Below are 24,684 nucleotides of genomic sequence, written 5' to 3'. Positions count from 1 at the left end.
TTCGTATCCTCTGACAATGATACCCGATACCTGATGCCTGATGACCGACACGCCCGTTGAAAAACTGAGTCAGGAAGAGGCGGCCGCCGAATTGGAGCGGCTGGCGCGCGAGATCGCGCATCACGACAAGCTATATTATGCCAAAGACGCGCCGGCACTGACGGACGCTGAATACGACGCGCTGCGCAAGCGCAACGCCGCGATCGAGGCGCGCTTTCCCACTTTGGTGCGCGAAGATAGCCCCTCGATGCGCGTGGGGGCGGCGCCCGCAGAGAAGTTCGGCAAGGTGCAGCACGCTGTGCCGATGCTGTCGCTCGACAATGCGTTTGATGCGGAGGATGCGCATGCGTTCGTCGCCAAGGTGCAGCGCTTTTTGAACTTGGATACGCCGCCGGTGATCACGGCGGAGCCGAAGATCGACGGGCTTTCGGCGTCGCTCCGCTACGAGAACGGCCGCTTCGTGCGTGGCGCCACGCGCGGCGACGGCCGTGAGGGCGAAGACGTCACCGCCAATTTGATGACGATCCCGGACATCCCGAAAAAGATCAAGGATGCGCCTAAGGTGCTTGAGGTGCGCGGTGAAGTTTACATGGAGAAGGCCGCGTTCGCCAAAATGAACGCTGGCCTCGAAGCTGAAGGTAAGCAGACTTACGTGAACCCGCGCAATTCGGCGGCGGGCGCGTTGCGTCAGCTCGATGCGAAGATCACGGCGTCGCGGCCGTTGCGTTTCTTCGCGCATGGCTGGGGCGAGTTGAGCGAGCCGCTGGCGGAGACGCAGTACGAATCTGTGCAACGTCTGGCGGAGTTGGGTTTTCCGCTCGCGGGCATAAAGCGCGCGAAGAACGGCCCCGAATTGCTCGCGATCTATCAAAGCATTCTGGAAAGCCGGGAAAGGCTCGCCTACGAGATCGACGGCGTCGTTTACAAGGTGGACTCGCTTGCGCTGCAGCAGCGGCTGGGTTTCGTCTCGCGTTCTCCGCGGTGGGCGATCGCGCATAAATTCGCGGCCGAGCAGCAGGCGACGATTCTTGAAGGCATCGATATTCAAGTTGGCCGCACCGGTGCGCTGACGCCGGTGGGGCGGTTGAAGCCGGTGTTCGTTGGCGGCGTCACGGTGACGAACGTGACGTTGCACAATGCCGATTATATCCGAGGGCTGGGCGCGGATGGCGCGCCGATCCGCGGCGGCAAGGACTTGCGCGTGGGCGATACGGTCGTGGTTCAACGCGCCGGGGATGTGATCCCGCAGATTGTGGACGTGCTATTGGAGAAGCGTGCGAAGGGCGCACGCAAGTATCAATTTCCAGAACGCTGCCCGGTGTGCGACTCGCATGTCGCGCGTGAACTGGAGCCGGGCGAAGAGGGCGTGATCGCGCGCTGTACGGGCGGGCTGAATTGCCCAGCGCAGGCGGTGGAGCGGCTGATCCATTTCGTGGCGCGTCGGGCGATGGATATCGATGGGCTCGGCGCCAAACAGATCCAGGAATTCTACGAACTCGGTTGGGTGAAAGAGCCGGCCGACATTTTTCGCCTGCACGAAAAGCGCGACGAGCTCTCGACGCGCGAGGGCTACGGCGAAAAGAGCGTCACGAATTTGCTGGCCTCGATCGATGCGCGTCGCGAACCGCAATTCGGACGTTTCCTCTATGCGCTTGGTATTCGCGATATCGGGGAGACAACCGCGGGTGTGCTGGCGCGGCGGTTTGAGAATTGGGAAGCGTTTGAGGATGCCGTGAATGCTGCCGTGAAGGCGCAGCCGGGCGAAGCATACGATGCGCTGGAGCGCGTGAGTGGCGTGGGCGGCGGCGCGCGCGCAGCGTTGCTTGCCGCGGCGGCTGAGTTGAAAGCGCCGGCAGGCGGCGCGGGCCAGAGCGATATGTTTGTGGCGAGCGATGCGAGTGCGGCGTATCCGAGAATCAAGGGTGTCACGTCGCGCGCGTGGGACGGGTTGGTGCAAGCGTATGGTTCGCTCGGCGACGCGATCCGCGCGATCAAGGATGCGGCCAAGCAAGCGCCCGGCGATGATTATCTTGAACTTGAACGCATCGATGGCGTGGGGCCCGTCGCGGCGGCGCACTTGGTCGATTTCTTCGCGGAGAAGCACAATCGCGATGCGCTGCAGCGCTTGCTGAAAGAGGTGAAGCCCAAGGCCGAACCGAAAGCGGCGACATCGAGCAATGTGTCTGGGCTGACCATCGTGTTCACCGGCACCCTGGAGAAGATGACGCGCGATGAAGCCAAGGCGCGCGCGATTGCGTTGGGTGCGAAAGTCTCAGGCAGCGTGTCCAAGAAGACCGATCTCGTGGTCGCTGGGCCGGGCGCGGGCTCAAAGCTCGCCGAAGCCGAGAAGCACGGCGTCAAAGTGATCGACGAAGATGCGTGGATTGAGCTTAGCCGCTGAAGCGTTGCGTGAGCCAATAGCCGGCGCCGGCGGCGAGTGCGGTGGCGAGTGTGCCCCAACTCATGTCGATGAGCGTGAGGCGCGTGTCCCACACCTTTAGCGTGGCTTGGTTGGTCAGATCGTAAGTGGCGTAGGCCACGAAGCCGAGCACCGCGCCGTTGAGGAGCGCTGCGCTGAGGCTTTGCTTCTCAAGCGCGGGGGCTACGGCGAAATAGACGATGCCGCTGACATAGATGATGTAAAACGCGATTGCGGCGGGCCACGAGACATCGGGCCGCAGAATGTCGCTGATCATCGGCCGATAGATGCGCGGCGCCGCTTGGCTCAGCCAGATTCCGTCGGCGATGGCGAATACGAGCCCGGTGCTGATCCAGGCGATGACATTGGACATGGAGACGACCTCGGCTTCGTTCTTTGAACGAATGCCGAGGCTGTTTGGTTCAGTGCGACTTTAACGCGCCAGCTCGTACATGATGTCGATGAAGCCCATCACCGCGCCGGTCAGGCCCTGAACACGGGAATTGTTGCTGTCGATCAGCAGATATTCGTTGGGCGCATGCGCGCCGCCGCCGTGGCCGAGGCCGAATTGGCCAGCAGGAAGGCTGACGGGGGCTGCGGTGAAGACGGCGCCCGGCCAAGAGCCAGCGAGGCGTGGGTTCAACGTCGCGCGTGCGCCAGCGCGGCGATAAACGGCGAGCTGCGCTTGCACGATGGCGCTGTCTTCGGCGGTTTCGGTTGGGTCATAGCCGCCGCTGACGACGACCTGCACATCGCTGAAGCCGCGTGCGTCGAGGTGGGCGCGGAGTTTGGCTTCGGCTTCGGCGCGGGTTTGGTTTGGCACCAAGCGGAAGTCGAGCTTGGCCACGCCACGTCCAGGCAGAATAGTCATGCCGCCGGGGCCAGTATAGCCGGCGACGAGGCCTTCGATGTTGACGGTGGGCTGCGAGGCGAGGCGCTCCAGCGCTTGCGCCCACGGCAGGTCATCAATGAAGCGCGAGACGCCATTGCGTTGCTTCCAATCGGCTTCGCTGGAATTGCGCGCACCTTGTTGGATGAGTTCGCGTTCGCGCGCCGTGAGCGGACGCACGTTCTCGAACCAGCCGTCGATGGCTGGCGTGTTGCCATCTTCGGTGGTGAGCGTGTCGAGTGCGCGCACGAGCCGCCAGACGGGCGAATCCACCATCGCTTTGGTGCTGGAATGGATGTCGCGCGTGGGCCCACGACCCCAGCTTTCGCCGCTGGCGATCAATTCGCACTCGATGATGCCTTTGGCGCCGAGATTGACGCTGACGCTGCCTGTGCTCGGGTCTTGCCAGGCGCTTGGAATGAAGACGCCCACGCTCGATTGCAAGCGCTGCATGATGTCGGGGCGGCGCACGATTTGGTGGAAGTGCGGGCTGCCGATTTCTTCTTCGCCTTCGCAGATGAGCACGATGTTGACGGGCGGTTGGCGGCCGGCGGCGCGCAGCGCGCGCAACGCGGCGAGGAAAGCGATCTCCGGGCCCTTCTGGTTGACGGCGCCGCGACCGACGAGAATGCGGCCAAGCGGGTTATCGACGAGCCGCGCTTCGAGAGGCGGCGAGGACCATTCTTCCGGATTGAATTGCTTCACGTCGTACATGAAATAGACGGCGAGCGTTTTCGGCGCGCCGACGTCGAGCGCGGCCCACACGCCGGGCGATCCGTCGGTGGAGACGATCTCGGCGGTTTGGAAGCCGGCGTCGCGGGCGAGGCGCGCCATGTAGTCGGCGCCTTCCTGAATGTTCAGGCTTTCGGCAGCGATGGTGGGATTGCGAATCCAATCCTGCAGCAGCGCGATCGTCTCGTCTTTCTGTTGATCGACGATGCGGCGCAGGGCGGCGCGATTGGGTGTCGCGGCGTCGGCGTCTTCAGCGAAGGCGAGTGGCGCGAGTGCGGCCGCGCCCGCCCATAAACTGCGGCGTGTTGGCGTTGCGACTTGGTCGATCGGCGGAATGTCGTTGCGATCCATGTGATCCCCCTTGGAGCTGTGACGATCACTCTAGAACGTGAGCGCAGCCGCGCCAGGGGATCGAAACGCCATTTGCCGGTTTAACGAAGCACGCCTTTGCGCTTTAGCCACATCGCGTACGCAAGCAGCAAGGCGGCGATGCCGATTATGATAATCGTGAGCACGGGGTTTGCGCCAACCTCCGCGGGTGGCGGATCCAAGAGTGTAATGGCGTTGGAACCGGCGGCGCCGATCAGCGAAAGCGCGTAAGCCCACACGGCCAGTTTATTGCGCATCAGCAGAAGCGCGGAGCCGATGACGCCGCCCCAGGCGCCGACGCCCCAGCCGATCCAATTCCACAGCGGCAATGCGTAGATGTAATCGCGCAGGGCGTCGGGGAATTGCGACACCCACGGTTCGAAGCGGGTGAAGGTGGCCGCGAAATCGAACGCGCCGAAACCATTCCAAAGCAATGCGACGCCACCGATTGCCCAGAGGCGCCACGGCGTTTTTGTTGCGTCCGTCATGTGCATTCTCCCCGGATCAAGTCGTGCGCTTGGCGGACAATTCCGTCAACGCAGCCAGCGCCACGACGACGAGATAGATGGCGAGGATCATCACGCCGCTTTGCGCTTCGAGAGGCCCGGCGGGTTGTGGCGAGAGCATCGCCACGATTTGCAGTGCAACAAGAAAGCCGATGAAAGCGATGGCGGGCCAAGCGAGGCGGCCGAGCGTCTTGCGGCTCGCGACCCACGCCGCGCCCGTGATCGCGAGCAGGCCGATCTCGATCGCTTGTTCAGGGACGGGATAATTCCAAAGCCCGAAGCCGACTTTCTCGCCGCCGACCCAGAGTTCGAGATCGGGGCGGTGCACGATGAGATCGAGCAGCCAGTGTGAGAACACGGTGAGGCCGATGACGACGCTGGCCCAGATCGGCTGGCGCAGGAGAAGCTTCGCGAGCAATGCTGCGCCAATGCCCCACGCGATCGCCATCGGCAGTGAGTGCGTCCACGGCATGTGCTCAAGGATCAGGGATGAACCGGGCAGGGATGGATCGACGCTGGCGCGCTCGATGCCGGCGATAATGAAGGCGCTCCAGCCGATATCGACGAGTTGTGCTGCGGCTGCGAGCGTCCACATCGGCGCTTTGGGCTCGATGGCTTTGGCTGCGAACGCTGCTGCGTAATGGCCGACGAACATGATTGTGTCTCCCCGCCAAGGCAGGGAAACACAATCAATGTGGTGCGGCAATCGTTAGAGCGGCTTGGTCGCGGCCTCTAACCAAGCTTTGGCTTCGCCATCCAATTGCGGGCCGATCTTTTCCCAGACTGTCGCGTGATACGCGTTGAGCCAGGCGAGCTCTTCTTTCGTGAGCATTTGCTTCACGATGAGTTCGCGCGCGATCGGGGCGAGGGTCAGCGTCTCAAACCCGAGCATGGGCCGTTCGCCGCCGTCGATGTCGGCGGCGGGCGTGACCACTTGCAGGTTTTCGATGCGGATGCCGTAGGCGCCGGTTTTGTAATAGCCGGGTTCGTTCGACACGATCATGCCGGGCTCAAGCGGCTGCGTGTTGACGAATTTGGCGATGCGGTGCGGGCCTTCGTGCACGCCGAGATACACGCCGACGCCGTGACCGGTGCCGTGATCGTAGTCGAGGCCGGCTTCCCACAAACTCATGCGCGCGAGCGCGTCGAGCTGGTGACCCGTCGTGCCCTTCGGGAAGCGCACGCGCGCGAGCGCGATGTGGCCTTTGAGGACGCGGGTGAAGCGATCCTTCATTTCCTTCGTCGGCCGACCAATCGCCACGGTGCGTGTGATGTCGGTGGTGCCGTCGAGATATTGGCCGCCGCTATCGATCAAGAAGAGCGAACCACGGCCGAGCTTGCGATTGGTCTTCTTGGTGACGCGATAATGGACGATAGCGCCGTTGGGCCCGGCGCCCGATATAGAGTCGAAGCTCAAATCTTTCAGCGCGCCGGTGTCAGCGCGGAAGGCTTCGAGGCGTTCGCAGGCTTCGATCTCTTGCACCTTGCCGGTTTGGCCGTCGGTGGCGAGCCAATGCAGATAGCGCGAGACGGCGGCGCCGTCGCGGATGTGCGCTTGGCGTGAGCCTTCGACTTCAGCGGCGTTCTTGCATGCGCGCGGCAGCACGACCGGATCTTGGCCGCGCACGATTTCGGCGCCGGCGGATTTGAGCTCTTCGAAGTACCAAGCGCTAGCGCTGGAGGGATCGAGCTTCACTTTCTTGCCGCCGAGAGCGGCGAGCGTCGGCTGCAATTCGTTGCTGGGCTTCACCGCGACTTGATTGCCGAGCCACTGCTTCAATTCGGGCGAGACTTTTTCATCCGCGATGAAGAGATCAGCTGTGCCGTCGGCGCGCAGCAAAGCTTCGCCGAGCGGCAGCGGCGTGCGCGCGACGTCGCCACCGCGAATGTTGAAGAGCCAGGCGAGCGAGGCCGGCGAAGTGAGGACGACAGCGTCCGCGCCTTCCTTGCTCAAGCCTTCGCCCAAGCGCTGACGCTTCGAGGCGGCGCTTTCGCCGGAATAGGTTTCCGCGTGCGGTTCGACTTTCGCCATCGGGATCGGCGGGCGATCGTCCCAGATCGTGTCGATCGGATTTTGCGTGACGGGCACGAGTTCGGCGCCAGCGGCGTCGGCGGCGGCGCGGATGCGATCGAGACTATCGGGGCTGTGGAGCTTTGGGTCGTAGCCGATCTTGGCGCCCTTCGGCGCGCGCTCGCGCAGATAGGCAGGCACGCCGCCATCGACGAGATCGCGGTATGCGAAGAGCGCGCCATCAACCTGCGCGCGGACTTGCAGCGTGTAGCGGCCATCGACGAAAACCGCGGCTTCGTCGGCCAGCACAACCGCGGCGCCCGCGGAGCCGGTGAAGCCGGTGGTCCAGGCCAGACGGTCATAGGCCGGCGGCACGTATTCATTCTGCCATTCGTCTTCGTGAGGCACGATGAAGCCGTCGAGGCCGGCGGCCTTGAGCGCTTTCCTCAAGCGCGGCAGATGCTTACGGCCAAGGGCGGGGCCGCCCGGATCGTCATAGGTCTGGAACACGATTTGCGTCCTTTGAGGCCCAGGTTCAGGGCAGGTTCAGTGGGTTGAGTTTAGGGCTTTCACTCGGCGGGTTTAAGAGGCGAACCCGCGAAATTCCGGCTGGCGGCCGGGGAGATGCATGCGCTTTTCGGTAAAAAAGGCTCTGGGCGCTGTGGCTGCGCTTGTGCTGCTGGCCTCTCCGGCCAGCGCGCAGGTGCCGGACCCGTTCGCGCGCGAGTTGGCCCAACAGCTGGCGCGGGCCGAAACGATCCTGAGCAATGAGGGCTATTCGCGCGCCGCGGGGCCTTTCGCTGGAGGGCTCAGCCAACGCTCTTCACGCCGTTACACCGTCACGCTTCGGGCGGGGCAGGATTATCGCATCGTTGGCGTCTGTGACTCGCGCTGCCGTGACATTGATCTGCGTGTGTTGGATCAGAACAATGTCGTGATCGCGCAAGATTTGCTCGATGATCGAGTGCCTGTCGTGCAAGTGCGTCCGCGCGTGACGGGGCAATACGATATCGAACTTTCGATGTTCGCGTGCGGCGCGCAGCCGTGCTGGTATGCGGTGAATGTGTACGCGCGCTAATTGGCGGGCTGATTGTTCAAATAGCGGCCCTGGTAGAGAAGCGTGCCGTTCGAATCCCACACAGCGGCGTGACCGTTGAATTGGTCAGCGCTGAACTGGCCCTCGTACACGTTGCCGTTCGCAAAAATATAAACGCCGTAGCCGTGCTTCATGCCGCCCGTGCCGCCGCGCATGTGCGCGCCAGCGTAAAGTTCACCGTCGTCCCAGGTCATCACGCCATAGCCGTGGCGTTGGGGGTCGGCGTCACATGGCGCACATTCGCCCTGATAGCGATCGCCGCCCGAACCGTCGAAGCGCACGAGACCGGCGCCGCCACCGCCAGAGCGTGCGGACGCGACCAGCGCACGGCGTTGGGAGTCGCGCGCAGTGATGACGGAGGCGCGCACTTCGGGAGAGAGCTGGGCCAGATCGAACGGCGTTGCGGTTTGTGCGAACGCTTGCGGTGCGTTGCAGAGCGCGGCAATCGCAAACGCGAAAGCGACGAACGACGATTTCAGTTTGAACATGGCTTCAACCCTCCCGCGTCGAAGCCTAGCCGGTCGCATCACACCGTCAAGCACGTGCAGGTTTGCGCCAGACCAACGTCAGCCACGCTTCTTTGGGAATCTGGCGCTCCAGAATGAGGCCGCGATTTGCGTACGCTTCGCGCACCAGCGGCGCTTGTGAGCGGAGCAGGCCGGAGAGGATGAGCGTGCCGCCGGGCGCGACGGTCGGCACAAGCTTTGGCGCTAAGCGAATGAGCGGGCGCATCAGGATGTTGGCGAACACCAGATCGAATTTTTGTTGCGCGATATAGCGCGCGCCGTCGCCGGCGATGACTTGGACGCGATTGGCGAGCTTGTTTTGCTGTGCGTTGATTTCAGCGATCGCGGCGGCGCGTTCGTCGATCTCGATGGCGAGCGCGGTTGCGCCTTGTTTCGCCGCGGCGAGTGCGAGCACGCCCGAGCCTGCGCCGACATCGAGCACACGCTTCACAGGGCGTTTGCGTAAAATGCCTTCAAGCGCCATGAGACAGCCCCAGGTCGTGCCGTGATGGCCGGTGCCGAAAGCTTCAGAGGCTTCGATCCAAATTTTCGAGAGGCCGTTCTGTTCGTTCGCAAGCGCGTGGGCGCCAGCGACCATGAAACGGCCCGCGCGCACGGCCGGCAAACCTTCGAGCGACATCGCCACCCAATCGGCGGCCTTCACCTCGTCGCGGATCATGTGCAGCTCGGGCGCCGCTGCGCCGATGATGGCGCAGGCGCTGTCGGCGTCTTGCTCGGTGGGCACATAGACTTCGAGGCGGAACTTGCCGGGGCCTTCCTCGAACCAGCTGACCGCGTCGGCGGGCGAGGGATCGTGGCGGTCGAGTTCGTCGGCGGCGGCGCGAACTTGGGTCATCGTGCCGAGGGCGGTGAGAAGAAGCATGGCGCTGATTAGAGGCGGCGCCGGCAAAAGGGAACACCTTGATAGGCGAGCGCTGCGCTCCAGTTCAGCTTGGGTTCAGGCGCGCGCCGGTTTGGTGATGGCGAGGGAGTGCTGATCATGAAGAAGTTTGGCTTCATCGCCGCCAGTATGGGCACCGCCGTGTTGCTTGCGGTGGGCGCCGCCAGCGTGGCGCACATGGTGACGGGTCCGGGCGAGATCGTGGAGGAGGCCAACGCGGCCGAGATCGTGCCGCTGGGCTCGCCCAGCGCGCGGCCGGAGAATGCGCCGGCGCGTGTGCGCGCCGCTGGCGTGCAGCTCGCGCGCGCCGAGAGCCCGCAGAAGACGCGCGCCGCTGAAGTTCCGCCGCCGCAACGCGTGGCTTCCTCGCGCGCGCCGGTGCGATCATCGGATGATGATGACGACGATGATGGCGATGACGATTGAGCGCTAAGCAGCGCTCGCCGGAACGACAAAGCTATCGATCACCCGCTTCTCTCCGGCCTTGTCGAAATCCACGGTGAGTTTGTTGCCTTCGACGCCGCGGATCCGGCCGTAGCCGAATTTTTGGTGGAAGATGCGGTCGCCGCGTTTGAAGTGCGAATCCGCGTCGCCGGAGCGCGCGACGAGGCGGGCTTCGCCTTCGATCATGGGCGGCTTGGATTGGAACGCGCCGCGTTCCTGCGCGCGTTTCCAGCCGGGGCTTTGGTAGGCGCTGTTGAAGCCCGCGCCAGGCGCGAATGAATCGAAGCGCGACGCGCCTTCGCGGACATTGCCCGCTTGCATCGCATAGCCGGTTTCGCTGACGGCATCGACGCTCTTGGGCGGAAGCTCGTCTATGAAGCGCGACGGCAGCACGCTCTGCCAGCGGCCGTAGATTTGGCGATTGGCGACGAACGAGATGCGCGCGCTTTCGCGGGCGCGCGTGATGCCGACGTAAGCCAGGCGGCGCTCTTCTTCCAAACCTTTGTCGCCGCTTTCTTCAACGGCGCGCTTGGAGGGAAACACTTCCTCTTCCCAGCCGGGCAGGAAAACGAGCGGCCATTCGAGGCCCTTCGCCGCGTGCAGCGTGGAGAGTTGCACGTTCTCGCCCTCGCTTTCGCTCTCGATGTCGAGCACGAGCGCGACGTGCTCGAGATAGGCTTCGAGCGTGTCGTATTGGGCCATCGACTGGACCAGTTCCTTCAAGTTCTCGAGCCGCGTCTGCGCTTGCGGCGATTTATCGTTGCGCAGCATGTCGGAATAGCCGCTTTCGTCGAGCACGATTTCGGCGAGTTCGACGTGGCTCATCGTGCGCGCTTGTTCGCGCCAGCGATCGAGATCAGTGAGGAAGCTGCGCAGCGCCGTGCGCGCTTTCAGCGGCAGATCGTCGGTGAGCACCATTTCGCGCGCGGCCCCGACGAGCGTGCGGAAGCGCGTGGCGCCGCCAGAGGCTTCGTCCTGCGTGGTGACGACTTCGCCCGTGTCTTGGTCAAACAGCGGGCCGTTGTCGGTGACGAAGCGGACAGGCGGTTTGCCGGCGTGACTGTGCAGCTTTTGCACCGTGCTTTCGCCGATGCCGCGCTTGGGCTGATTGACGATGCGCTCGAAGGCGAGGTCGTCGTCTTCCGAGCGAATGAGACGCAGATAGGCGTGCACGTCGCGGATTTCGGCGCGTTCGAAGAAGCGCGGGCCGCCGATCACCTTGTAGGGGATGCGCAGCATGAGGAAGCGTTCTTCGAAAGCGCGCATCTGCCAGGCCGCGCGCACGAGCACGGCGGCGTCGGCGTAGGAGCGATTGGATTGGCGCCAGCCTTCGATGTCGTCGGCAATCAAGCGCGCTTCGGCTTCGCCGTCCCAAACGCCGCGCACTTTCACGCGTTGGCCGTCTTCGTCGTCTGTGAAGAGGGTTTTGCCGAGGCGGTCGCGATTGTTGGCGATCAAGTGCGAGGCGGCGGCAAGGATGTGGCCGGTGGAGCGATAATTGCGTTCGAGGCGCACGACTCGCGCGCCAGGGAAATCGTGTTCGAAGCGCAGGATGTTGTCGACTTCGGCGCCGCGCCAGCCATAGATCGATTGGTCATCGTCGCCGACAACGCAGAGATTTTTGCGCGCTTGGGCGAGCAGGCGCAGCCAGAGATATTGGGCGACGTTTGTATCCTGATACTCGTCCACCATGAGATGGCTGAGTTTGCGGTGATACGTCTCCAGCACGTCGGTGTGGCGCTGGAAGATGTCGATCATGTGCATCAGCAGATCGCCGAAATCGCACGCATTCAGAATTTTCAGCCGCGCTTGGTAGATCGCGTAGAGCTTCACGCCCGCGCCGTCGCCAAAGGAGAAGGCTTCGCCTTTCGGCACTTTCTCCGGCGTGAGGCCGCGGTTCTTCCAGCTATCGAGCAGGTTGGCGAGCTGGCGTGCGGGCCAACGCTTTTCATCGATGCCTTCGGCTTCGATGATTTGCTTCAAGAGCCGGATCTGATCGTCGGTGTCGATGATCGAGAAATTGTTCTTGAGGCCGACGAGTTCGGCGTGCGTACGCAGCATGCGCGCGCTGATCGAGTGGAAGGTGCCGAGCCACGGCAGGCCGCCAGCGCCGGGGCCAAGCAGATGTTCGACGCGCTCGCGCATTTCGCGCGAGGCTTTGTTGGTGAAGGTGACGGCGAGCACGCTCCACGGCTTGGCGCGGCCGCTGTGCAGTAGATGCGCAAGCCGCGTCGTCAGCACACGCGTTTTGCCGGTGCCTGCGCCTGCAAGCACGAGCACAGGCCCGTCGAGCGCTTCCACCGCCGCACGCTGCTCAGGATTGAGCGAGGCGAGATAAGGCGGCACGGCCATCGCGCGCTGGGAAATGGGGAGGTTCTCTCCGCCGTCGGTCATCGATTCGTCCATTCGCGCGCAGTTTAGCACGAAGCGAGAACATAGGGCGCTGCATCGCAGGTTGCGAGCGGGCCGCTGGAACGGATCGTTATGCAGGCGGTTTGGACGAAATGAGGCTTTCCAATTTGCTTGCACGCGCGGCGTCCGCCGCGCTTTCCGTGGCATTGATTGCGTGCGCCGATCCGGCTGAGCCGGAACCTGATCCGGCGGCGGCGGCGCATGTAGGCGAGGCCCAGCCGCTGCCGCATACTTTGCCGCCGCCGACGGAGGAAACGCCCCGCTATGTTGGCCTGTGGGCGACGACGGCTGAAGGTTGCTCAAACCCGGCATGGCGCTTCGAGGCGGATGGGATCAGCACGCAGGGCGAGGTCTCTTGTGAGTTTCGCGGCGTGCGGATCACAGAGGCCGGCTATGAGATCGCCGCGACCTGCTATGCACAGGCGCCGCCTGAGCCTCACAATATCCAGATTTCATTCGCGGAATCCGCGCGCGCCATGATGTTGACGGGCGGTCCGTGGGCGCCCGCGCCCAGCTTGGTCTATTGCCGCGGCCTATAACATCAGTCGTGGGAACTGAGATTCCTCTCCGCTGTTGTCACAGCAGGAAAGGAACAAAACTCGTGGCTGGCGATAGTGAATCCCGTTTCGGCGTCTTGGCAGGGTTTGTCGCGTGCGTGCTGGTCTTGGCGCTCACGGTGATGGCGTTTGCGCCTGGGGTGGCCCCATCGGTGTTTGAAATGTCGTTGAAGCCGGTGTCGCTTGATCTGCCGGACCTACCGCTGCCCACAGAAACACCGAGTTTCGCACTGGACGAGACGGTATGAGGTAGTCCCCCGTCATCAAAGCCGGCTAGGCTTGGATGACTCGCAGATGGGGACGCCCGATGGCCGATATTTTCATCTCTTATGCTCGGGAAGACCGTGGCTTTGCCGAGCGCATCGCGCGCGGGCTGAACGGTCTGGGGCTGGAGGTTTTCTGGGACACCGAGATTCCGCCGGGGCAAACCTGGGCCGATTATATCGAAGGCAAACTCACGCAGTGCCGCGCCGTGATCGTGCTGTGGAGCCAGCATTCAACAAAATCGCAATGGGTGCGCGAAGAGGCGCGCATGGGGCGCGAAAAGGCCAAGCTCATTCCTGTGCTGCTCGACGGCACGCCGGCGCCGTTTGGTTTCGGCGAAGTGCAGGCCGCGGATCTGAGCGCTTGGACCGGCGATCAAAATCATCCCGATTGGGTGCGCTTCTCGCGCGCGGTGTATGCGACGGCGCGTGGCGCTGATGCGCCGCTGCCGCCGCCTGCCGCGCCGCAGCCGCAAGCTGCCTGGTCAGCACCGCCGCCGGCTGCCGCGCCTGCGTGGAGCGATCCGCGCGCCGCCGCGAGTTCGGCGGAGAGTGGCGCGCCTGAGAATTTGTCGCCGATCGGCTACATCCAGAAGTGTCTGCGGCTCTACGTGAACGGCAATGGCCGTGCGCGGCGCGCGGAATATTGGTGGTGGACGCTCGGCGTGTTCGTCGTTTCGATCGTCGCCTACATTATCGATGTCGTGTTGTTCGGCTTCAATTCGTACACATCGCAGCCAAACACGCAGGCCGTCTCAACCATCCTCAATCTCGCCGTGCTCGCGCCAGGGATCAGCGTCGCGGCGCGGCGCTTCCATGATGTGGGCTTGAGCGGTTGGCTGGTGGCGGGCTTCTTCGTCGCTTTCCTGGTCGGCGGCGGGCTTTCGGTGGCGATGCCGCCTCTGGGCGGGTTGATACTTCTTGTCGCCGGCATCGGCATGCTGGTGATCTTGGTGCTGCCGTCGAAGCCGGGTGCAAACCAGTACGGGCCAAACCCGAAAGGGCAATGACCCCTCAAGTGTCCGTTTGAACCCGCGTTCTCGCCTGCTAGGACTAGGTCGCTGCAGGAGGGGACATGGCGGACGTTTTTCTTTCGTATGCGCGGGAAGATCGCGAGCGGGCCGAGCAGGTCGCTAATGCGCTCACGCAGGATGGCGTGGACGTATTCTGGGACAACGAAATCCCGCCGGGCACGACATGGGCCGATTTCATCGAGCAGAAGCTGGCGCAGTGCAAAGCGCTGATCGTGCTCTGGAGTCAACATTCGACGACCTCGCAATGGGTGCGCGAAGAGGCGCGGATGGGCCGCGACAAGGGCGTGCTGATCCCGGTCATGATCGATGGTTCGAACCCGCCGTTCGGGTTTGGCGAAGTGCAATCCGCGAACCTCGCCAGCTGGAATGGCGCTATGGACGATCCGAATTGGCGCCGCTTTGCCGATGCGGTGAAGCGCTTTGCCGCGAGCCAGCCGACGCCGCGTGCGCCGGAACCGCCACCGCGCGCTGCGGCGGCGCCGCCAGTTGCGTCACAAAGCTTTAGCGCGCCGCCCGCGGCGCAGGCGTCGTCTGAGAAAAAGAAGGGCGTGCCGGTTTGGGTTTGGATCGTCGGCGCCGTGGTGGCGACCGTGGTCGTGCTCGGCATCATCGGCTCGATGATCCCGGATGAAACACAGGTGGTCGCCGAAAATCCGACAACGGTTCAGCCCGTCGTCCCGGCGCAGCCCGCCGTAAACTATCAGCAGCAGATGTTGGATCGCTTGGCGCAGGTCGAGCAGAGCTTCGCTTCGCAAGGCTTCCAGCGCATGTCAGAGCCAGTGAGCGGCTCGCTACAACAAGGCGCCTTCGCGGATACGCCGGCGACGCTCGAAGCTGGTGGTGATTATCGCATCATCGGCGTTTGCGACAACGATTGCAGCGACCTTGACCTCTTTCTCTACGACCAGAACAATAACGTCGTGTCGCAGGACAACATGACGGACGCGACGCCCGTGGTCGCTGTTGCGCCGCAATGGACGGGGCCGTTCACCGTGCGCGCCCAGATGCACGCCTGCACGGTGCAGCCATGCTATTACGCGCTGGTTCTCTATGGTCGGCCGTTGCAGCAATAGCGCGCTCAGATTGAGCGCGCGCTCTGCTTAGAGTTTGTGCTCGAGGACGAACACGCGCACGGCGGAGGCGAGCGAGGCTTCCGGGGTGTCTTTCGCGCGCTTTTCGTCGATCGAGGCGATTAGCACCGGCAGGCTCTGCGTACGCGCGCGCGCAATGCGCTCAAGGCCCGCCCAAAATTCTTGCTCCAGCGCCAACGAAGTGCGGTGACCCGCGATCCGCATCGAACGCTTTTGCAGTGCTCCACTACTCGTCAATGTCATCATTTCTCTTGTGCCCGTCGAGCTTGCGTTCGGCGGCCTCCTTCTCCGCTTTGGTCAATTGCCTCTCCGCTTTGGTGCGGCCGAATTGAACGCGATTAGCGTTCGCGTCGGCTTCAGCATTTACGCGCGCCTTGGCTTTGCGCGCGCGCCGGAGGTTCACAATTTCAGCCATAGCTTCGATGTAAGCCGATGCCGTCAGACGGCAAGTGCTACCGCTTCCGAACTAAGCCCTCTTTCCTTATGTTTGCGAAAGAATTCGCAGTGGGTTCGCTTCTCTCGTGAGCAGCGCGGCGCGCTAAAACCACAAGAGAGAAGTGCTTGGCAAGCAACTGACTGAAAGTCGCTAGCAAAGCCTAAACGCACACTGCGTTTGCGACGAACGGAATGTAGGTTTCACTCCTCCATTACGGCTCTGCGACATTTGTGCTCTATCGTACGTGGCGCGATCACAGATGGTTCAACTTGACGCCAAATTTTGTCGAATGTCCTGAAATGGGTCGCCCCGCTGCGGGGCGAGTGAAATATCCATTTTGTTGCAGCGGTTTGGCTCAACCCGGCGAGATCATCTTCTCGGGTCGCACGATGGCGTCGAAGTCGGCGGCGTCGATGCCGTCCTTGATGGCCTCTTCGCGCAGCGTCGTGCCGTTCTTGTGCGCAGTCTTCGCGATCTTGGCGGCGCGGTCGTAGCCATATTTCTCTTTGAGCGGCGTTACCAACATAAGTGAGTTGTCGAGACCCTTCTTGATGTTGTCCAAGCGCGGCTCGATGCCTACGACGCAATTTTCGGTGAAGCTTACCGCCGCGTCAGAGAGCAAGCGCACGCTCTGCAGGAAATTATAGGCCATCATCGGATTGAACACGTTTAATTCGAAATGGCCCTGACTGCCCGCGAAGCTGATCGCCGCGTTGTTGCCGTGAATGTGGGCGCAGACCTGCGTGAGCGCTTCGCACTGTGTGGGATTCACTTTGCCTGGCATGATCGACGAACCTGGCTCATTCTCCGGCAGCGCGAGTTCCCCGAGGCCCGAGCGCGGACCCGAACCGAGAAAGCGAATATCATTCGCGATCTTGAAGCATGACATCGCGACCGTGTTGATCGCGCCGTGCGTCATCACCATCGCGTCGTGCGCGGCGAGCGCTTCGAACTTGTTTGGCGCGCTCGTGAACTTCATGCCCGTGATCTGCGCGATCTTATCGGCGACGAGATCCGCAAAACCAACAGGCGAGGCGAGGCCGGTGCCGACGGCCGTGCCGCCTTGCGCCAATTCCATCAGCATCGGCAGCGTCAGTTCGATGCGCTTGATGCCGTTTTCGATTTGCTTGGCGTAGCCGGAGAATTCTTGGCCGAGCGTGACGGGCGTGGCGTCCTGCGTGTGCGTGCGGCCGATCTTGATGATGTCCTTCCAGGCCTGCGCTTTGTCGTTCAGCGCATTGTGCAGCATCTGCAGCGCCGGCAGCAGGCGATGGACGACCTCTTCGGCGGCGGCGATGTGCATCGCGGTCGGAAAGCAATCGTTCGAGCTTTGGCTCATATTGACGTGGTCGTTCGGGTGGACCGGCTTCTTGGAGCCCATCTCGCCGCCCATGATCTCGATGGCGCGGTTCGAGATCACCTCGTTGGCGTTCATGTTCGATTGCGTGCCCGAGCCCGTCTGCCAGACGACCAGCGGGAAGTGCGCGTTCAGCTTGCCTTCGATCACTTCGTTGGAAGCGCGGATGATGAGCTCACCTAGCTTCGGATCGAGCTTGCCCAGCGCCATGTTGGCTTCGGCCGCGGCGCGCTTGACGATGCCCAAGGCGCGGATGATCGGCTCGGGCTGCTTTTCCCAGCCAATCTTGAAATTGCCCAAGGACCGCTCCGCCTGGGCGCCCCAATATTTATCAGCCTCGACCTCGATCGGGCCGAAAGTGTCTGTTTCTGTGCGGGTGGTCATGGGAAATACGCCTTGGGTAAAAGTGACGCGTTGTCCCGGTAGGGGATATGGGGATGAAATCGAGCGATCAAGCCGATAGCGGGGGCGATTGGCGCGTGCAGCTGCAGGATATGCGTACCATCAGCGCCATGCGCGCCGGTTCGCCGCACCCTGACGAGGTGGAGCGGCTGTCGGACCGCGCGTTGCGGGCGGCTGCGCTCAATCCGGACCATAGCGACGAAGCGCGAGCGGCGGCGGCCGAGGCGCTGCGGGCGCGGCGGCTGTCGGCGGAGCCGTGGCGGCTGCGTGTGCCGAGCTTTCTGAGCGCGAAGGACTTGGAGCGGGGCGACGCGCTGTTCTTTGGCTGGCCGCGACAGCTGCGCGCTGGCCTGGGGATGCTGGCGGTCGTGGCGTTCGCGGGCGCCGTCGTGGCCGGGCTCGGACCGGTGATGTTGAACGCAATTCTGTTGGGAATTGGCTTCGCGGCGCTGGTGCTTTGGATTGGTGCGCTCGTGCTCCGATTGAAACCTGCGCGAGTGTGCGTGGTGCGCGCGGAGCTTGAGCTTGCGCGTGCGCCGTTGCGTGGCGCGATCGCCAGTGAGTTGCGGCCCTATGGGCACGTAGTGAGCTTGGCCGGTCGCGTTGAAGGCATGGTGGTGAAGAGCGCCGCCGATTATCGCGCGCGGGCGCTGGAGATCGGTAATCGGATTGGGCTCAATCTCACCAATATGGGGACGCGGCGCGAGACCTTGGCGCTCAGCGCTACGGATCAGTGGCGGCCATTGGTGCTGAACCTCGTGCTCGATTCGAGCGACGCGATTGTCGTTGATCTTTCCGATGGCGGCTCGTGGGCGCTTGCGGCGATCCAAGCCGAAGGTGCTGCGTTGCGCTGCGTGTTTGTGGCGCTTTGGGGCAGGCTGGAGGAGGCGGAGGCGGCGCTGCGGGCGGCGGGGCTGTCGCAGCGGGTTTTCCCGTATGCGCCGGATGGCGAGATGCAGCGGCGGTCGCTGTTTCGTGCGGCGATGCTTGAGGCGATGCGCGCGACGCACGCCGCCAGCGCATGAGCGAGTGGGCCGGCCGCGGCAAAGTGCGGGCGCGCACGATTGCGGGCGGCGTTGAGCTGACGATCGACGGCATCACCACGCAGGCGCGCTATTACAAACCGCTGGTTTATGAATTCTTCCGCAAGGAGTTTCAGCTGCGGCCGCGTTATGGCGAGTTCGAGGTCGAGCTGATCATGGAATATGTCGGCGAAACGCCGACGCTCGATCTCGACAATTTGGCCAAGGCGTTGCTCGACGCGCTGAAGGGGCATGTGTTTGTCGATGACAGCCAGATCGCGCGGCTGCTGTGCGAACGGCGTCTGGGCGAGCGAGAGCGGATTTCTGTGCGCGTCTTGAAACGAGGCGATTGAAACGAAAAAGGCGCGTTGCGACGCGCCTTTTAGAACTCGAATGTTGCGCTGCTTATTTCTTGCGGAAGGCGTCGAGGCTGACGACGGCGGTGTCGCCCTTCGGCGGCGCTTCCACGGCGACAGGCGCTTCGCGCGGGGCGGGGACGCTGTCGTCGCCCGAGACCATGCGCGCTTCGTCTTCGACGTGATGCTGCTCGAATTGCAGGCCGAATTTCACGCTCGGATCAAAGAAGCGCGTGATCGCCTTGAACGGAATGGTGATCGGTTGCGGCTGGCCCGAGAATTTCAGGATGACACGGAAGCGATCGGCGTAAACTTCGAGGTCCCAGAATTGGTGCTCGAGCACGATCGTCATTTCGTCCGGGTAGCGCGCGCGCAACGGATCCGGGATGACCACGCCCGGCGCATGCGTGCGGAACGTGATGTAGAAATGATGTTTGCCGGGGATGCCGCGCGGCGACGCGGCTTCTTGCAACGCGGCGCGCACGACTGAGCGCAGCGCGTCCTGCATCAAGTTTTCGTACCCAATCAAATCGTCGGCCACGGCCGCCCCTCCTTGGCTCCGGCAACCCTTACTGGCTCATTCCGGGCAGTCAATTGTTGATCCACAGAGCGCGAAAAGAACGAGACGTTTCAAACGTCGTCAGGCGAAACGCGCGTGCGATGCAACAGGTTCGCGCAAGCTTGCAATCAACGCGCCGCTGCTCGCGCATGAAGCGAGCATGTGCGTGCGAAACTCGCCAAGCGTTTGCGGCGTAAAGGAAAATGGCGCGACACACGCGCGACGCGCGCAAATTGCGCCGCGTAAGAGGTGCGAATCACTTTGTGGATAAACTGAATGTGAGGAACGAGCGGTGCGCCTTGCTGATGCGCACTGTCTTGTCCGGGCGTGTGTCTCGAAATTTCAGAACGAGTTCGCGCGCTTGGGACAAGAAAGTCCCCGGCTTCTGTTGCCGGGCGCCGGGGGGCCCCGCCTAGTGATGCTACTCAGTAGGACTTAAGGTCGGAAAACTCCGCACTGCTTACGCAGCGAGGGCGAATTCCTCAGCGTGGTTGTCATTGGCAACTACGTTGTTCGGCCTGTAACGGGACCACCCGAGCAAAAGCATCAGCCTTCAACGTCCGTCGATCCTATTTCGGCCCCAGACAATCCCCCAATGAGGATGAAACTGGTGGAGCCGCCGGGCATCGCACCCGGGTCCGATCCGCCTATCTCTGCGCGTTTATCGCCATAGTCCGGTTGCCCGGACAGGTTGGATATAGGTCGCTTCGCGTCCCGGCGCCAAGCGTGGGCGTGCGCCGGTTCCCAGACTCGCCTAGTCTGCGACGTGAAGTCCGGGGAGAGCGGGATGACCAAGAAGCTTGTGGCCGAGTTTGTCGGCACTTTTGCGCTGGTGTTGTTTGGCTGCGGCGCCGCCGTGTTGGCGGGGTTTGGCATTGTCGGCCAGCTCGGGATCGCGTTCGCGTTCGGTCTGGCGATCGTGGCGATGGCGTACGGGATCGGGCCGGTGTCAGGCTGCCACGTCAACCCTGCCGTGAGTTTCGGCGCTTGGGTGGCGGGCCGGATGCGGCTCAACGAAATGCTCGGCTATTGGGGCGCGCAATGCGTGGGCGCGATCGTGGGCGCGGGCGTGCTCTACGTGATCGCCTCGGGCGCGCCGGCCTATTCGATTGACGCAGGCCTCGGGCAGAACGGCTACGGCACAGGCTCGCCTGGCGAATACAGCCTGGTCGCCGGCGCCGTGTTTGAGGTGGTGGCGACGTTCATCTTCCTGGTGACCATCCTCGGCGTCACGCAAAAGGGCGCGCCGTCGCAATTCGCCGGCCTTGCCATCGGTTTGACACTGGTCGTGATCCATATCGTCGGCATCCAGGTGACAGGCGTTTCGGTGAACCCGGCGCGTTCGCTTGGACCGGCTGTGTGGGTGTTGGGCGACGCGCTGAGCCAGCTCTGGCTCTTCATCGTGGCGCCCCTTGTTGGTGCGGGGCTCGCGGGATGGGCGTTCCGGGCGAAATTGCTGGCGAGCGACGAGGCTTCGTAAAGCGGCGGCCGATCGCGACGGGGCTGCTCGTCGCGATCTGTGCGCTGTTCACGTACCTGTATTTCCCGATGCCCGCGCCGGATGTGGCGCGGGCGCGTGCGGGCGATTGCGTCGAGCTGCACCTCTATTCGAACGGCTTTCACAGCGACATCGGCGCGCCGGCCTCGATCTTTCCCGAGGACCACGCGCTGCGCCGGCTTTACCCGGACGCGCGGAGCTTCCTGATCGGCTGGGGCGAGGAGCATTTCTACCAATCGCCTGGCACGGATCTGATGCTCGGGCTCGATGCGATCATTCCGCCAAGCGCGACCGTGTTCCACATCGCCTACAATGCGGCGCCGAGCTCCGTGTATCTGGGGCCAACCGACGACACGGGCATCGCCGTGAGCCGGGAGGGTGCGGCGGCGTTTGTTGCGCTTGTGGATAAGTATCTGGCGCTCGACGCGGCTGGCGCCGCGATCCCGGTGGCGCGGGGCAAAGTCATTGGCCGCTCGATGTTTTTACGCTCGCGCGGGTCGTTTCACCTCTTCAACGTCTGCAATCATTGGATGGCCAAGGCGCTGCGCGCGGCGGGCGTGAACGTGAATACGCGCGCCTCTTGGCTGGCCGGGCCGCTGGTGGAGCAGGCGCGGCGGCAAGGGCTGGATCGGTGTCCGACATGAAGCAGCGCTTGTGAGCTTTGATGACATCCGGACCGGCGCGCGACCATCCGAGGTTTTGGCCGCCTATCTGTCTGCAAACCCAGGAAAAATGCGCGAGATGCCTGCTTCCGCTTTGCGGAGGCGTTTCCGGACGTGAGCGGCGAAGCCGTCGTACTGATTTGGAAATGGCGTGGCCCAGGTTTGTCGACGGTCGTGGACGATGAGTTTCTTTGACCAGGGGGTGTTGCGCAACCTGCGAGAGGGCGGGCTCGTATAGTCGCGCTGGTAGGAGCGGAGCCCGAGTCGGCCCATATTGGGGCCATGAGCGCAGAAGCGGCGGCCAAACTTGAACCGGGCGAACCCAATCAGGCGGACATCGCCTATCTGGGGCTGCTCCAGGATGTTTTGGACAATGGCGTCGACCGGGGCGACCGGACCGGCACGGGCACGCGCGGCGTGTTCGGCCGCCAACTCCGCTTCGATCTGGAGCATTCGTTCCCGCTTCTGACAACCAAGAAGGTGCACCTGAAGAGCATCATTCTGGAACTGCTCTGGTTTCTGCGCGGCGATTCCAATGTGCGCTGGCTGCAGGAGCAGGGCGTAACGATTTGGGACGAGTGGGCCGATAGCGAAGGCGAGCTTGGGCCGGTCTATGGCAAACAATGGCGCTCATGGGAGGCCAAGGATGGCCGCGTGATCGATCAGATCGCGAACGTCGTCCACTCGATCCAGCACAATCCGAATTCGCGGCGCCACATCGTGTCGGCGTGGAATCCGGCGGAGGTGGATCAGATGGCGCTGCCGCCGTGCCATTGCCTGTTTCAGTTTTTCGTCGCCGACGGAAAGCTGAGCTGCCAACTCTATCAGCGCAGCGCCGATGTGTTTCTGGGCGTGCCGTTCAACATCGCGTCCTATGCGTTGCTGACGCAGATGGTGGCGCAAGTTACGGGGCTCAAGCCTGGCGAGTTCGTGCACACGTTCGGCGACGCGCATTTGTATCACAATCATTTCGATCAAGCGCGCTTGCAGCTCTCACGCGCGCCGTATGCGGCGCCGAAGATGAAGCTGAACCCGGAGCGGAAAGATATCCTCGCGTTCGAGTACGCGGATTTTAAGCTCGAGGATTACACCGCGCACCCGCTGATCAGGGCGCCGATTGCGGTATGAGCGAAAGTTACGACAATCTCTGGGTCCTGCGCGGTCACGATACCTTTGCCCCGTGAAGACTATGACGTGGGCGCATTTGCCACGCACGAAGAGGCGGAGGCCTGCGCTGCCGATAAGCAGAAGCTGCACGATCACAAATACGCTGGCGAATTGGCCGACCGCTTCTTCATCACGCCGCCGAAGGGGCAGGGCGAGATGTACGAGGTCAAGCGGCCCGGTAAATAGCGGTCGCCTGCACAACATCTCCCAAATAGCTCCACACCACGCTCGCGCGCGCCGCATTAGAGTCGCGCCACTGAGCAATGCCGCTTGTGGAGCCTATGATGGATTGGTCTTTATCGGATTTTGTGTTCGCGGGCGCTTTGCTGGCGGGGCTTGGGCTGGCGGTGTGGTTCGTGGCGCGGGGTCCGCGTAATTTGCCGTATCGTTTGGCCGTAGGCGTCGCTGTGCTGGCGGCGTTGCTGATGGTGTGGGTGACGGGCGCGGTCGGCATTGTCGGCGGCGAGCGGCACGCGGCGAACGGGCTTTACTTCTTGGCGGTGGGCGTCGGTCTCATTGGCGCGGCGCTGGCGCGGTTTCGCCCGCGCGGCATGGCGTTCGCTGTCGGCGGTACGGCGGCGGCGACGGCATTGATCGGCGTGGCGGCGGTCGCCGCGGGCTGGGGCGATAATTCAGCGCGCTATCCGCTCGACGTGCTGGGCGGCAGTTTCCTGCTGGCGGCGATGTTTGCCACGGCGGCTTGGTTGTTCGCGCAATCGGCGCGGGCGCACTTTTGACGCCGGCTACATCTTCACCCATTCGCGCGGCGCGCGGATGGGGAGGTGCGGCAGTTCTTTGATCCAGTGATCGGGCGCAATCTGCAATTCGCCGGCGGCGACGGCTTTGGAGATTTGCTCAAAATAGGTGAAGGCCGGGAGTTGATCGAGGACATCAGCGTCGCCGCCGCTCTTTTCAAAGCACGCTTTGCCGGCATCCAGCATCTCACGCACGAGCGCCGGCGGGCCGTTCATGCGCAGCACGCCGCTATGGGCGGTCGTTAGGCCGCTCATCAGGAATTCCGCCATCTCGCAATACGCTTGCGCCAAGCAACGCAGTGCGTACGCGCCGCTGATCTCGCGCGGCGAACTTTCCATCGCGCGGAAGCACAACAGCGCCGCGCGATAGAAGTGCCAGAACGAGGCGATGATGTGCGCGCCTTGCTCTTCTTCCTCGCCCTGCCAATTGGCGTAACGGCGGCCGCATTCCAAGTGCCATTCGAGCAAAGGCTTGAGCGGCAGCGGCGCCGCCCGCCAACGCCCGGCGTCATCTATGGGCGCTTGCCCACTTTCTGAGAGCGCGGCGAGGGTGGCCAATCTTTCCTTCAGCGCCACAAATTGCGGATCGCTGTAGGGGCCGCCGACGTGAAGTTCCTGCGCCAATAGCGCGCGCGTAAAGCGCTGATAGGCCGGCGCAATGTTGTCGTCGCGATTCAGCGCCAGATTGGCCGGGATGCAGATCAGCGTGCAGCGCTCTTTGCCTTCTTCGAGGCACAGGTCCAATTCGTGTTGGCCGCCGGCGGCCAGAGCCGAATATTCGGCATAGATGGCGTCTGAGATGCGCAGGAGTTTGCGCACGCCATCTTGCCAGGTTGCGTCGGCAAAGCGCACCCAAGGTATGTCTCGCAGTGTTTCAGAATCTTCGCGCGGATCCTCGACGGCGATCCATACGACGCCATTTGGCGCGCTGCGCACCAAATGCTCGGCGGAGTTAAAATCCACCGTGAGGCTTTGGTCCCCCGTGTCTTGAAGGAACCGAACGCCGCCGAATTTGCGAAACATCAAGCCGAGCGGTGCGCCCGTATCGAGGCGCGCGCGGACGGCTTCGACGGCCGCCGCGTCCCATCTGCTCATGTCAAAATCGGATGGGAGCAGGGCTGACGCCTCGCTCGTCTGCGGAGGATTTGGCGCGGAGGATTCCGGCGTTTCGGAAAGAACCGGCGCGGCCGGTTCCTCTGTCGGACGCAATTTCGCTGGGCGGCTGCCGAAAACGAGCCGG

Annotated in this window: 27 protein-coding genes and 1 other RNA gene; 14 read left to right on the top strand and 14 right to left on the bottom strand. The window is 63.1% G+C overall.

Annotation, left to right across the window (positions count from 1 at the left end):
- Positions 1 to 40 precede the first annotated feature (40 nt).
- Entirely contained in the window at positions 41 to 2,401 is a 2,361-nt protein-coding gene (gene ligA / locus EPJ54_RS07345; protein ID WP_135210990.1) for an NAD-dependent DNA ligase LigA, read from the top strand.
- Here the strand turns inward: ligA and EPJ54_RS07340 are convergent.
- The 5 genes from EPJ54_RS07340 to EPJ54_RS07320 form a co-directional block, all read right to left on the bottom strand.
- Positions 2,391 to 2,792, bottom strand: coding sequence for a DUF2177 family protein (locus EPJ54_RS07340; protein ID WP_135210989.1), 402 nt, complete (start codon positions 2,790 to 2,792; stop codon positions 2,391 to 2,393). The two genes, ligA and EPJ54_RS07340, sit on opposite strands and share 11 nt — an antisense overlap.
- Positions 2,793 to 2,852: 60 nt before the next feature.
- Positions 2,853 to 4,391 (bottom strand): M20/M25/M40 family metallo-hydrolase, encoded by a 1,539-nt coding sequence (locus EPJ54_RS07335; protein WP_135210988.1) that lies wholly within the window; start codon positions 4,389 to 4,391, stop codon positions 2,853 to 2,855.
- Between the two features lie 80 nt (positions 4,392 to 4,471).
- On the bottom strand, positions 4,472 to 4,897 hold the full coding sequence (locus EPJ54_RS07330; RefSeq protein WP_135210987.1) for a hypothetical protein: 426 nt from the start codon (positions 4,895 to 4,897) through the stop codon (positions 4,472 to 4,474).
- 16 nt (positions 4,898 to 4,913) lie between these two features.
- Complete coding sequence (locus EPJ54_RS07325) at positions 4,914 to 5,570, bottom strand: metal-dependent hydrolase (RefSeq protein WP_135210986.1); 657 nt, start codon at positions 5,568 to 5,570, stop codon at positions 4,914 to 4,916.
- A 54-nt stretch (positions 5,571 to 5,624) separates the two neighbouring features.
- Positions 5,625 to 7,436 carry an aminopeptidase P family protein gene (locus tag EPJ54_RS07320; RefSeq protein WP_135210985.1) on the bottom strand — a complete coding sequence of 604 codons (1,812 nt, stop codon included), beginning with the start codon at positions 7,434 to 7,436 and terminating at the stop codon, positions 5,625 to 5,627.
- A gap of 118 nt (positions 7,437 to 7,554) precedes the next feature.
- Here EPJ54_RS07320 and EPJ54_RS07315 point away from each other — a divergent pair, with 118 nt between their 5' ends.
- Entirely contained in the window at positions 7,555 to 8,004 is a 450-nt protein-coding gene (locus EPJ54_RS07315) for a hypothetical protein (protein ID WP_135210984.1), read from the top strand.
- Here EPJ54_RS07315 and EPJ54_RS07310 read toward each other — a convergent pair.
- Both EPJ54_RS07310 and EPJ54_RS07305 read right to left on the bottom strand, forming a co-directional pair.
- Positions 8,001 to 8,510, bottom strand: coding sequence for an MORN repeat-containing protein (locus EPJ54_RS07310; RefSeq protein ID WP_167755614.1), 510 nt, complete (start codon positions 8,508 to 8,510; stop codon positions 8,001 to 8,003). The genes EPJ54_RS07315 and EPJ54_RS07310 overlap by 4 nt on opposite strands.
- 46 nt (positions 8,511 to 8,556) lie before the next feature.
- The gene (locus tag EPJ54_RS07305; protein WP_135210982.1) at positions 8,557 to 9,411 is read right to left on the bottom strand and encodes a 50S ribosomal protein L11 methyltransferase; all 855 of its coding nucleotides are present in this window, start codon (positions 9,409 to 9,411) and stop codon (positions 8,557 to 8,559) included.
- Positions 9,412 to 9,528: 117 nt separating this feature from the next.
- Here EPJ54_RS07305 and EPJ54_RS07300 point away from each other — a divergent pair, with 117 nt between their 5' ends.
- Positions 9,529 to 9,855, top strand: coding sequence for a hypothetical protein (locus EPJ54_RS07300; RefSeq protein ID WP_135210981.1), 327 nt, complete (start codon positions 9,529 to 9,531; stop codon positions 9,853 to 9,855).
- 3 nt (positions 9,856 to 9,858) lie between these two features.
- Here the strand turns inward: EPJ54_RS07300 and EPJ54_RS07295 are convergent, their stop codons facing one another.
- Positions 9,859 to 12,267 (bottom strand): ATP-dependent helicase, encoded by a 2,409-nt coding sequence (locus EPJ54_RS07295; RefSeq protein WP_135210980.1) that lies wholly within the window; start codon positions 12,265 to 12,267, stop codon positions 9,859 to 9,861.
- A gap of 110 nt (positions 12,268 to 12,377) precedes the next feature.
- Here EPJ54_RS07295 and EPJ54_RS07290 point away from each other — a divergent pair, with 110 nt between their 5' ends.
- The 4 genes from EPJ54_RS07290 (at position 12,378) to EPJ54_RS07275 (ending at position 15,212) form a co-directional block, all read left to right on the top strand.
- Complete coding sequence (locus EPJ54_RS07290; RefSeq protein WP_135210979.1) at positions 12,378 to 12,824, top strand: hypothetical protein; 447 nt, start codon at positions 12,378 to 12,380, stop codon at positions 12,822 to 12,824.
- Between the two features lie 62 nt (positions 12,825 to 12,886).
- A complete protein-coding gene (locus tag EPJ54_RS07285; RefSeq protein WP_135210978.1) occupies positions 12,887 to 13,090 on the top strand; it encodes a hypothetical protein in 204 nt (67 codons plus the stop codon).
- A gap of 59 nt (positions 13,091 to 13,149) precedes the next feature.
- Positions 13,150 to 14,115 carry a DUF805 domain-containing protein gene (locus EPJ54_RS07280; RefSeq protein WP_167755613.1) on the top strand — a complete coding sequence of 322 codons (966 nt, stop codon included), beginning with the start codon at positions 13,150 to 13,152 and terminating at the stop codon, positions 14,113 to 14,115.
- Positions 14,116 to 14,180: 65 nt separating this feature from the next.
- The gene (locus tag EPJ54_RS07275; protein WP_135210976.1) at positions 14,181 to 15,212 is read left to right on the top strand and encodes a toll/interleukin-1 receptor domain-containing protein; all 1,032 of its coding nucleotides are present in this window, start codon (positions 14,181 to 14,183) and stop codon (positions 15,210 to 15,212) included.
- A 27-nt stretch (positions 15,213 to 15,239) separates the two neighbouring features.
- Here the strand turns inward: EPJ54_RS07275 and EPJ54_RS07270 are convergent, their stop codons facing one another.
- The 3 genes from EPJ54_RS07270 to fumC form a co-directional block, all read right to left on the bottom strand.
- Positions 15,240 to 15,434 carry a ribbon-helix-helix domain-containing protein gene (locus EPJ54_RS07270; protein ID WP_239590792.1) on the bottom strand — a complete coding sequence of 65 codons (195 nt, stop codon included), beginning with the start codon at positions 15,432 to 15,434 and terminating at the stop codon, positions 15,240 to 15,242.
- A gap of 22 nt (positions 15,435 to 15,456) precedes the next feature.
- A complete protein-coding gene (locus EPJ54_RS20390) occupies positions 15,457 to 15,645 on the bottom strand; it encodes a DUF4169 family protein (protein ID WP_135210975.1) in 189 nt (62 codons plus the stop codon).
- A gap of 376 nt (positions 15,646 to 16,021) precedes the next feature.
- Complete coding sequence (fumC, locus tag EPJ54_RS07260) at positions 16,022 to 17,407, bottom strand: class II fumarate hydratase (RefSeq protein WP_135210974.1); 1,386 nt, start codon at positions 17,405 to 17,407, stop codon at positions 16,022 to 16,024.
- A 53-nt stretch (positions 17,408 to 17,460) separates the two neighbouring features.
- Here fumC and EPJ54_RS07255 point away from each other — a divergent pair, with 53 nt between their 5' ends.
- Together EPJ54_RS07255 and EPJ54_RS07250 are read left to right on the top strand one after the other, a co-directional pair.
- The gene (locus EPJ54_RS07255) at positions 17,461 to 18,450 is read left to right on the top strand and encodes a hypothetical protein (RefSeq protein ID WP_135210973.1); all 990 of its coding nucleotides are present in this window, start codon (positions 17,461 to 17,463) and stop codon (positions 18,448 to 18,450) included.
- Positions 18,447 to 18,800, top strand: a complete 354-nt coding sequence (locus EPJ54_RS07250) for a RusA family crossover junction endodeoxyribonuclease (RefSeq protein ID WP_135210972.1) — start codon at positions 18,447 to 18,449, stop codon at positions 18,798 to 18,800. The genes EPJ54_RS07255 and EPJ54_RS07250 overlap by 4 nt, the downstream gene beginning before the upstream one ends.
- 52 nt (positions 18,801 to 18,852) lie before the next feature.
- Here the strand turns inward: EPJ54_RS07250 and EPJ54_RS07245 are convergent, their stop codons facing one another.
- Both EPJ54_RS07245 and ssrA read right to left on the bottom strand, forming a co-directional pair.
- Positions 18,853 to 19,344 (bottom strand): SspB family protein, encoded by a 492-nt coding sequence (locus EPJ54_RS07245; RefSeq protein ID WP_239590791.1) that lies wholly within the window; start codon positions 19,342 to 19,344, stop codon positions 18,853 to 18,855.
- A 391-nt stretch (positions 19,345 to 19,735) separates the two neighbouring features.
- Positions 19,736 to 20,089: a transfer-messenger RNA gene (ssrA, locus tag EPJ54_RS07240) on the bottom strand.
- Positions 20,090 to 20,149: 60 nt separating this feature from the next.
- On the opposite strand from ssrA, the gene aqpZ reads away from it, so the two are divergent.
- From aqpZ to EPJ54_RS07220, 5 genes are all read left to right on the top strand, one after another.
- The gene (gene aqpZ, locus EPJ54_RS07235) at positions 20,150 to 20,842 is read left to right on the top strand and encodes an aquaporin Z (RefSeq protein WP_135210971.1); all 693 of its coding nucleotides are present in this window, start codon (positions 20,150 to 20,152) and stop codon (positions 20,840 to 20,842) included.
- The gene (locus EPJ54_RS07230) at positions 20,797 to 21,504 is read left to right on the top strand and encodes a DUF2459 domain-containing protein (RefSeq protein ID WP_135210970.1); all 708 of its coding nucleotides are present in this window, start codon (positions 20,797 to 20,799) and stop codon (positions 21,502 to 21,504) included. Before aqpZ ends, EPJ54_RS07230 begins: the two co-directional genes overlap by 46 nt.
- Positions 21,505 to 21,804: 300 nt before the next feature.
- Positions 21,805 to 22,650: a thymidylate synthase gene (locus tag EPJ54_RS07225; protein ID WP_135210969.1), complete on the top strand. Its 846-nt coding sequence runs from the start codon at positions 21,805 to 21,807 to the stop codon at positions 22,648 to 22,650.
- Positions 22,651 to 22,716: 66 nt separating this feature from the next.
- Complete coding sequence (locus tag EPJ54_RS19775) at positions 22,717 to 22,875, top strand: hypothetical protein (protein ID WP_167755612.1); 159 nt, start codon at positions 22,717 to 22,719, stop codon at positions 22,873 to 22,875.
- Between the two features lie 98 nt (positions 22,876 to 22,973).
- On the top strand, positions 22,974 to 23,426 hold the full coding sequence (locus EPJ54_RS07220) for a hypothetical protein (protein WP_167755611.1): 453 nt from the start codon (positions 22,974 to 22,976) through the stop codon (positions 23,424 to 23,426).
- 6 nt (positions 23,427 to 23,432) lie between these two features.
- Here the strand turns inward: EPJ54_RS07220 and EPJ54_RS07215 are convergent, their stop codons facing one another.
- Positions 23,433 to 24,539: a hypothetical protein gene (locus tag EPJ54_RS07215; RefSeq protein WP_135210967.1), complete on the bottom strand. Its 1,107-nt coding sequence runs from the start codon at positions 24,537 to 24,539 to the stop codon at positions 23,433 to 23,435.
- Between the last annotated feature and the right edge of the window lie 145 nt (positions 24,540 to 24,684).

Origin of the sequence: Vitreimonas flagellata (assembly GCF_004634425.1) — a bacterium.
Lineage (GTDB): Bacteria > Pseudomonadota > Alphaproteobacteria > Caulobacterales > Aquidulcibacteraceae > Vitreimonas > Vitreimonas flagellata.
This window is presented reverse-complemented; position numbering and strand designations above follow the sequence as displayed.

Bases quoted from the DNA above. Each gene is read 5' to 3' on its own strand.
- ligA (WP_135210990.1), top strand. From the start codon at position 41: ATGACCGACACGCCCGTTGAAAAACTGAGTCAGGAAGAGGCGGCCGCC.
- EPJ54_RS07340 (WP_135210989.1), bottom strand. From the start codon at position 2,792: ATGTCCAATGTCATCGCCTGGATCAGCACCGGGCTCGTATTCGCCATC.
- EPJ54_RS07335 (WP_135210988.1), bottom strand. From the start codon at position 4,391: ATGGATCGCAACGACATTCCGCCGATCGACCAAGTCGCAACGCCAACA.
- EPJ54_RS07330 (WP_135210987.1), bottom strand. From the start codon at position 4,897: ATGACGGACGCAACAAAAACGCCGTGGCGCCTCTGGGCAATCGGTGGC.
- EPJ54_RS07325 (WP_135210986.1), bottom strand. From the start codon at position 5,570: ATGTTCGTCGGCCATTACGCAGCAGCGTTCGCAGCCAAAGCCATCGAG.
- EPJ54_RS07315 (WP_135210984.1), top strand. From the start codon at position 7,555: ATGCGCTTTTCGGTAAAAAAGGCTCTGGGCGCTGTGGCTGCGCTTGTG.
- EPJ54_RS07310 (WP_167755614.1), bottom strand. From the start codon at position 8,510: ATGTTCAAACTGAAATCGTCGTTCGTCGCTTTCGCGTTTGCGATTGCC.
- EPJ54_RS07305 (WP_135210982.1), bottom strand. From the start codon at position 9,411: ATGCTTCTTCTCACCGCCCTCGGCACGATGACCCAAGTTCGCGCCGCC.
- EPJ54_RS07300 (WP_135210981.1), top strand. From the start codon at position 9,529: ATGAAGAAGTTTGGCTTCATCGCCGCCAGTATGGGCACCGCCGTGTTG.
- EPJ54_RS07295 (WP_135210980.1), bottom strand. From the start codon at position 12,267: ATGACCGACGGCGGAGAGAACCTCCCCATTTCCCAGCGCGCGATGGCC.
- EPJ54_RS07290 (WP_135210979.1), top strand. From the start codon at position 12,378: ATGAGGCTTTCCAATTTGCTTGCACGCGCGGCGTCCGCCGCGCTTTCC.
- EPJ54_RS07280 (WP_167755613.1), top strand. From the start codon at position 13,150: ATGGCCGATATTTTCATCTCTTATGCTCGGGAAGACCGTGGCTTTGCC.
- EPJ54_RS07275 (WP_135210976.1), top strand. From the start codon at position 14,181: ATGGCGGACGTTTTTCTTTCGTATGCGCGGGAAGATCGCGAGCGGGCC.
- EPJ54_RS07270 (WP_239590792.1), bottom strand. From the start codon at position 15,434: ATGCGGATCGCGGGTCACCGCACTTCGTTGGCGCTGGAGCAAGAATTT.
- EPJ54_RS20390 (WP_135210975.1), bottom strand. From the start codon at position 15,645: ATGGCTGAAATTGTGAACCTCCGGCGCGCGCGCAAAGCCAAGGCGCGC.
- fumC (WP_135210974.1), bottom strand. From the start codon at position 17,407: ATGACCACCCGCACAGAAACAGACACTTTCGGCCCGATCGAGGTCGAG.
- EPJ54_RS07255 (WP_135210973.1), top strand. From the start codon at position 17,461: ATGAAATCGAGCGATCAAGCCGATAGCGGGGGCGATTGGCGCGTGCAG.
- EPJ54_RS07250 (WP_135210972.1), top strand. From the start codon at position 18,447: ATGAGCGAGTGGGCCGGCCGCGGCAAAGTGCGGGCGCGCACGATTGCG.
- aqpZ (WP_135210971.1), top strand. From the start codon at position 20,150: ATGACCAAGAAGCTTGTGGCCGAGTTTGTCGGCACTTTTGCGCTGGTG.
- EPJ54_RS07230 (WP_135210970.1), top strand. From the start codon at position 20,797: ATGGGCGTTCCGGGCGAAATTGCTGGCGAGCGACGAGGCTTCGTAAAG.
- EPJ54_RS07225 (WP_135210969.1), top strand. From the start codon at position 21,805: ATGAGCGCAGAAGCGGCGGCCAAACTTGAACCGGGCGAACCCAATCAG.
- EPJ54_RS07220 (WP_167755611.1), top strand. From the start codon at position 22,974: ATGGATTGGTCTTTATCGGATTTTGTGTTCGCGGGCGCTTTGCTGGCG.
- EPJ54_RS07215 (WP_135210967.1), bottom strand. From the start codon at position 24,539: ATGAGCAGATGGGACGCGGCGGCCGTCGAAGCCGTCCGCGCGCGCCTC.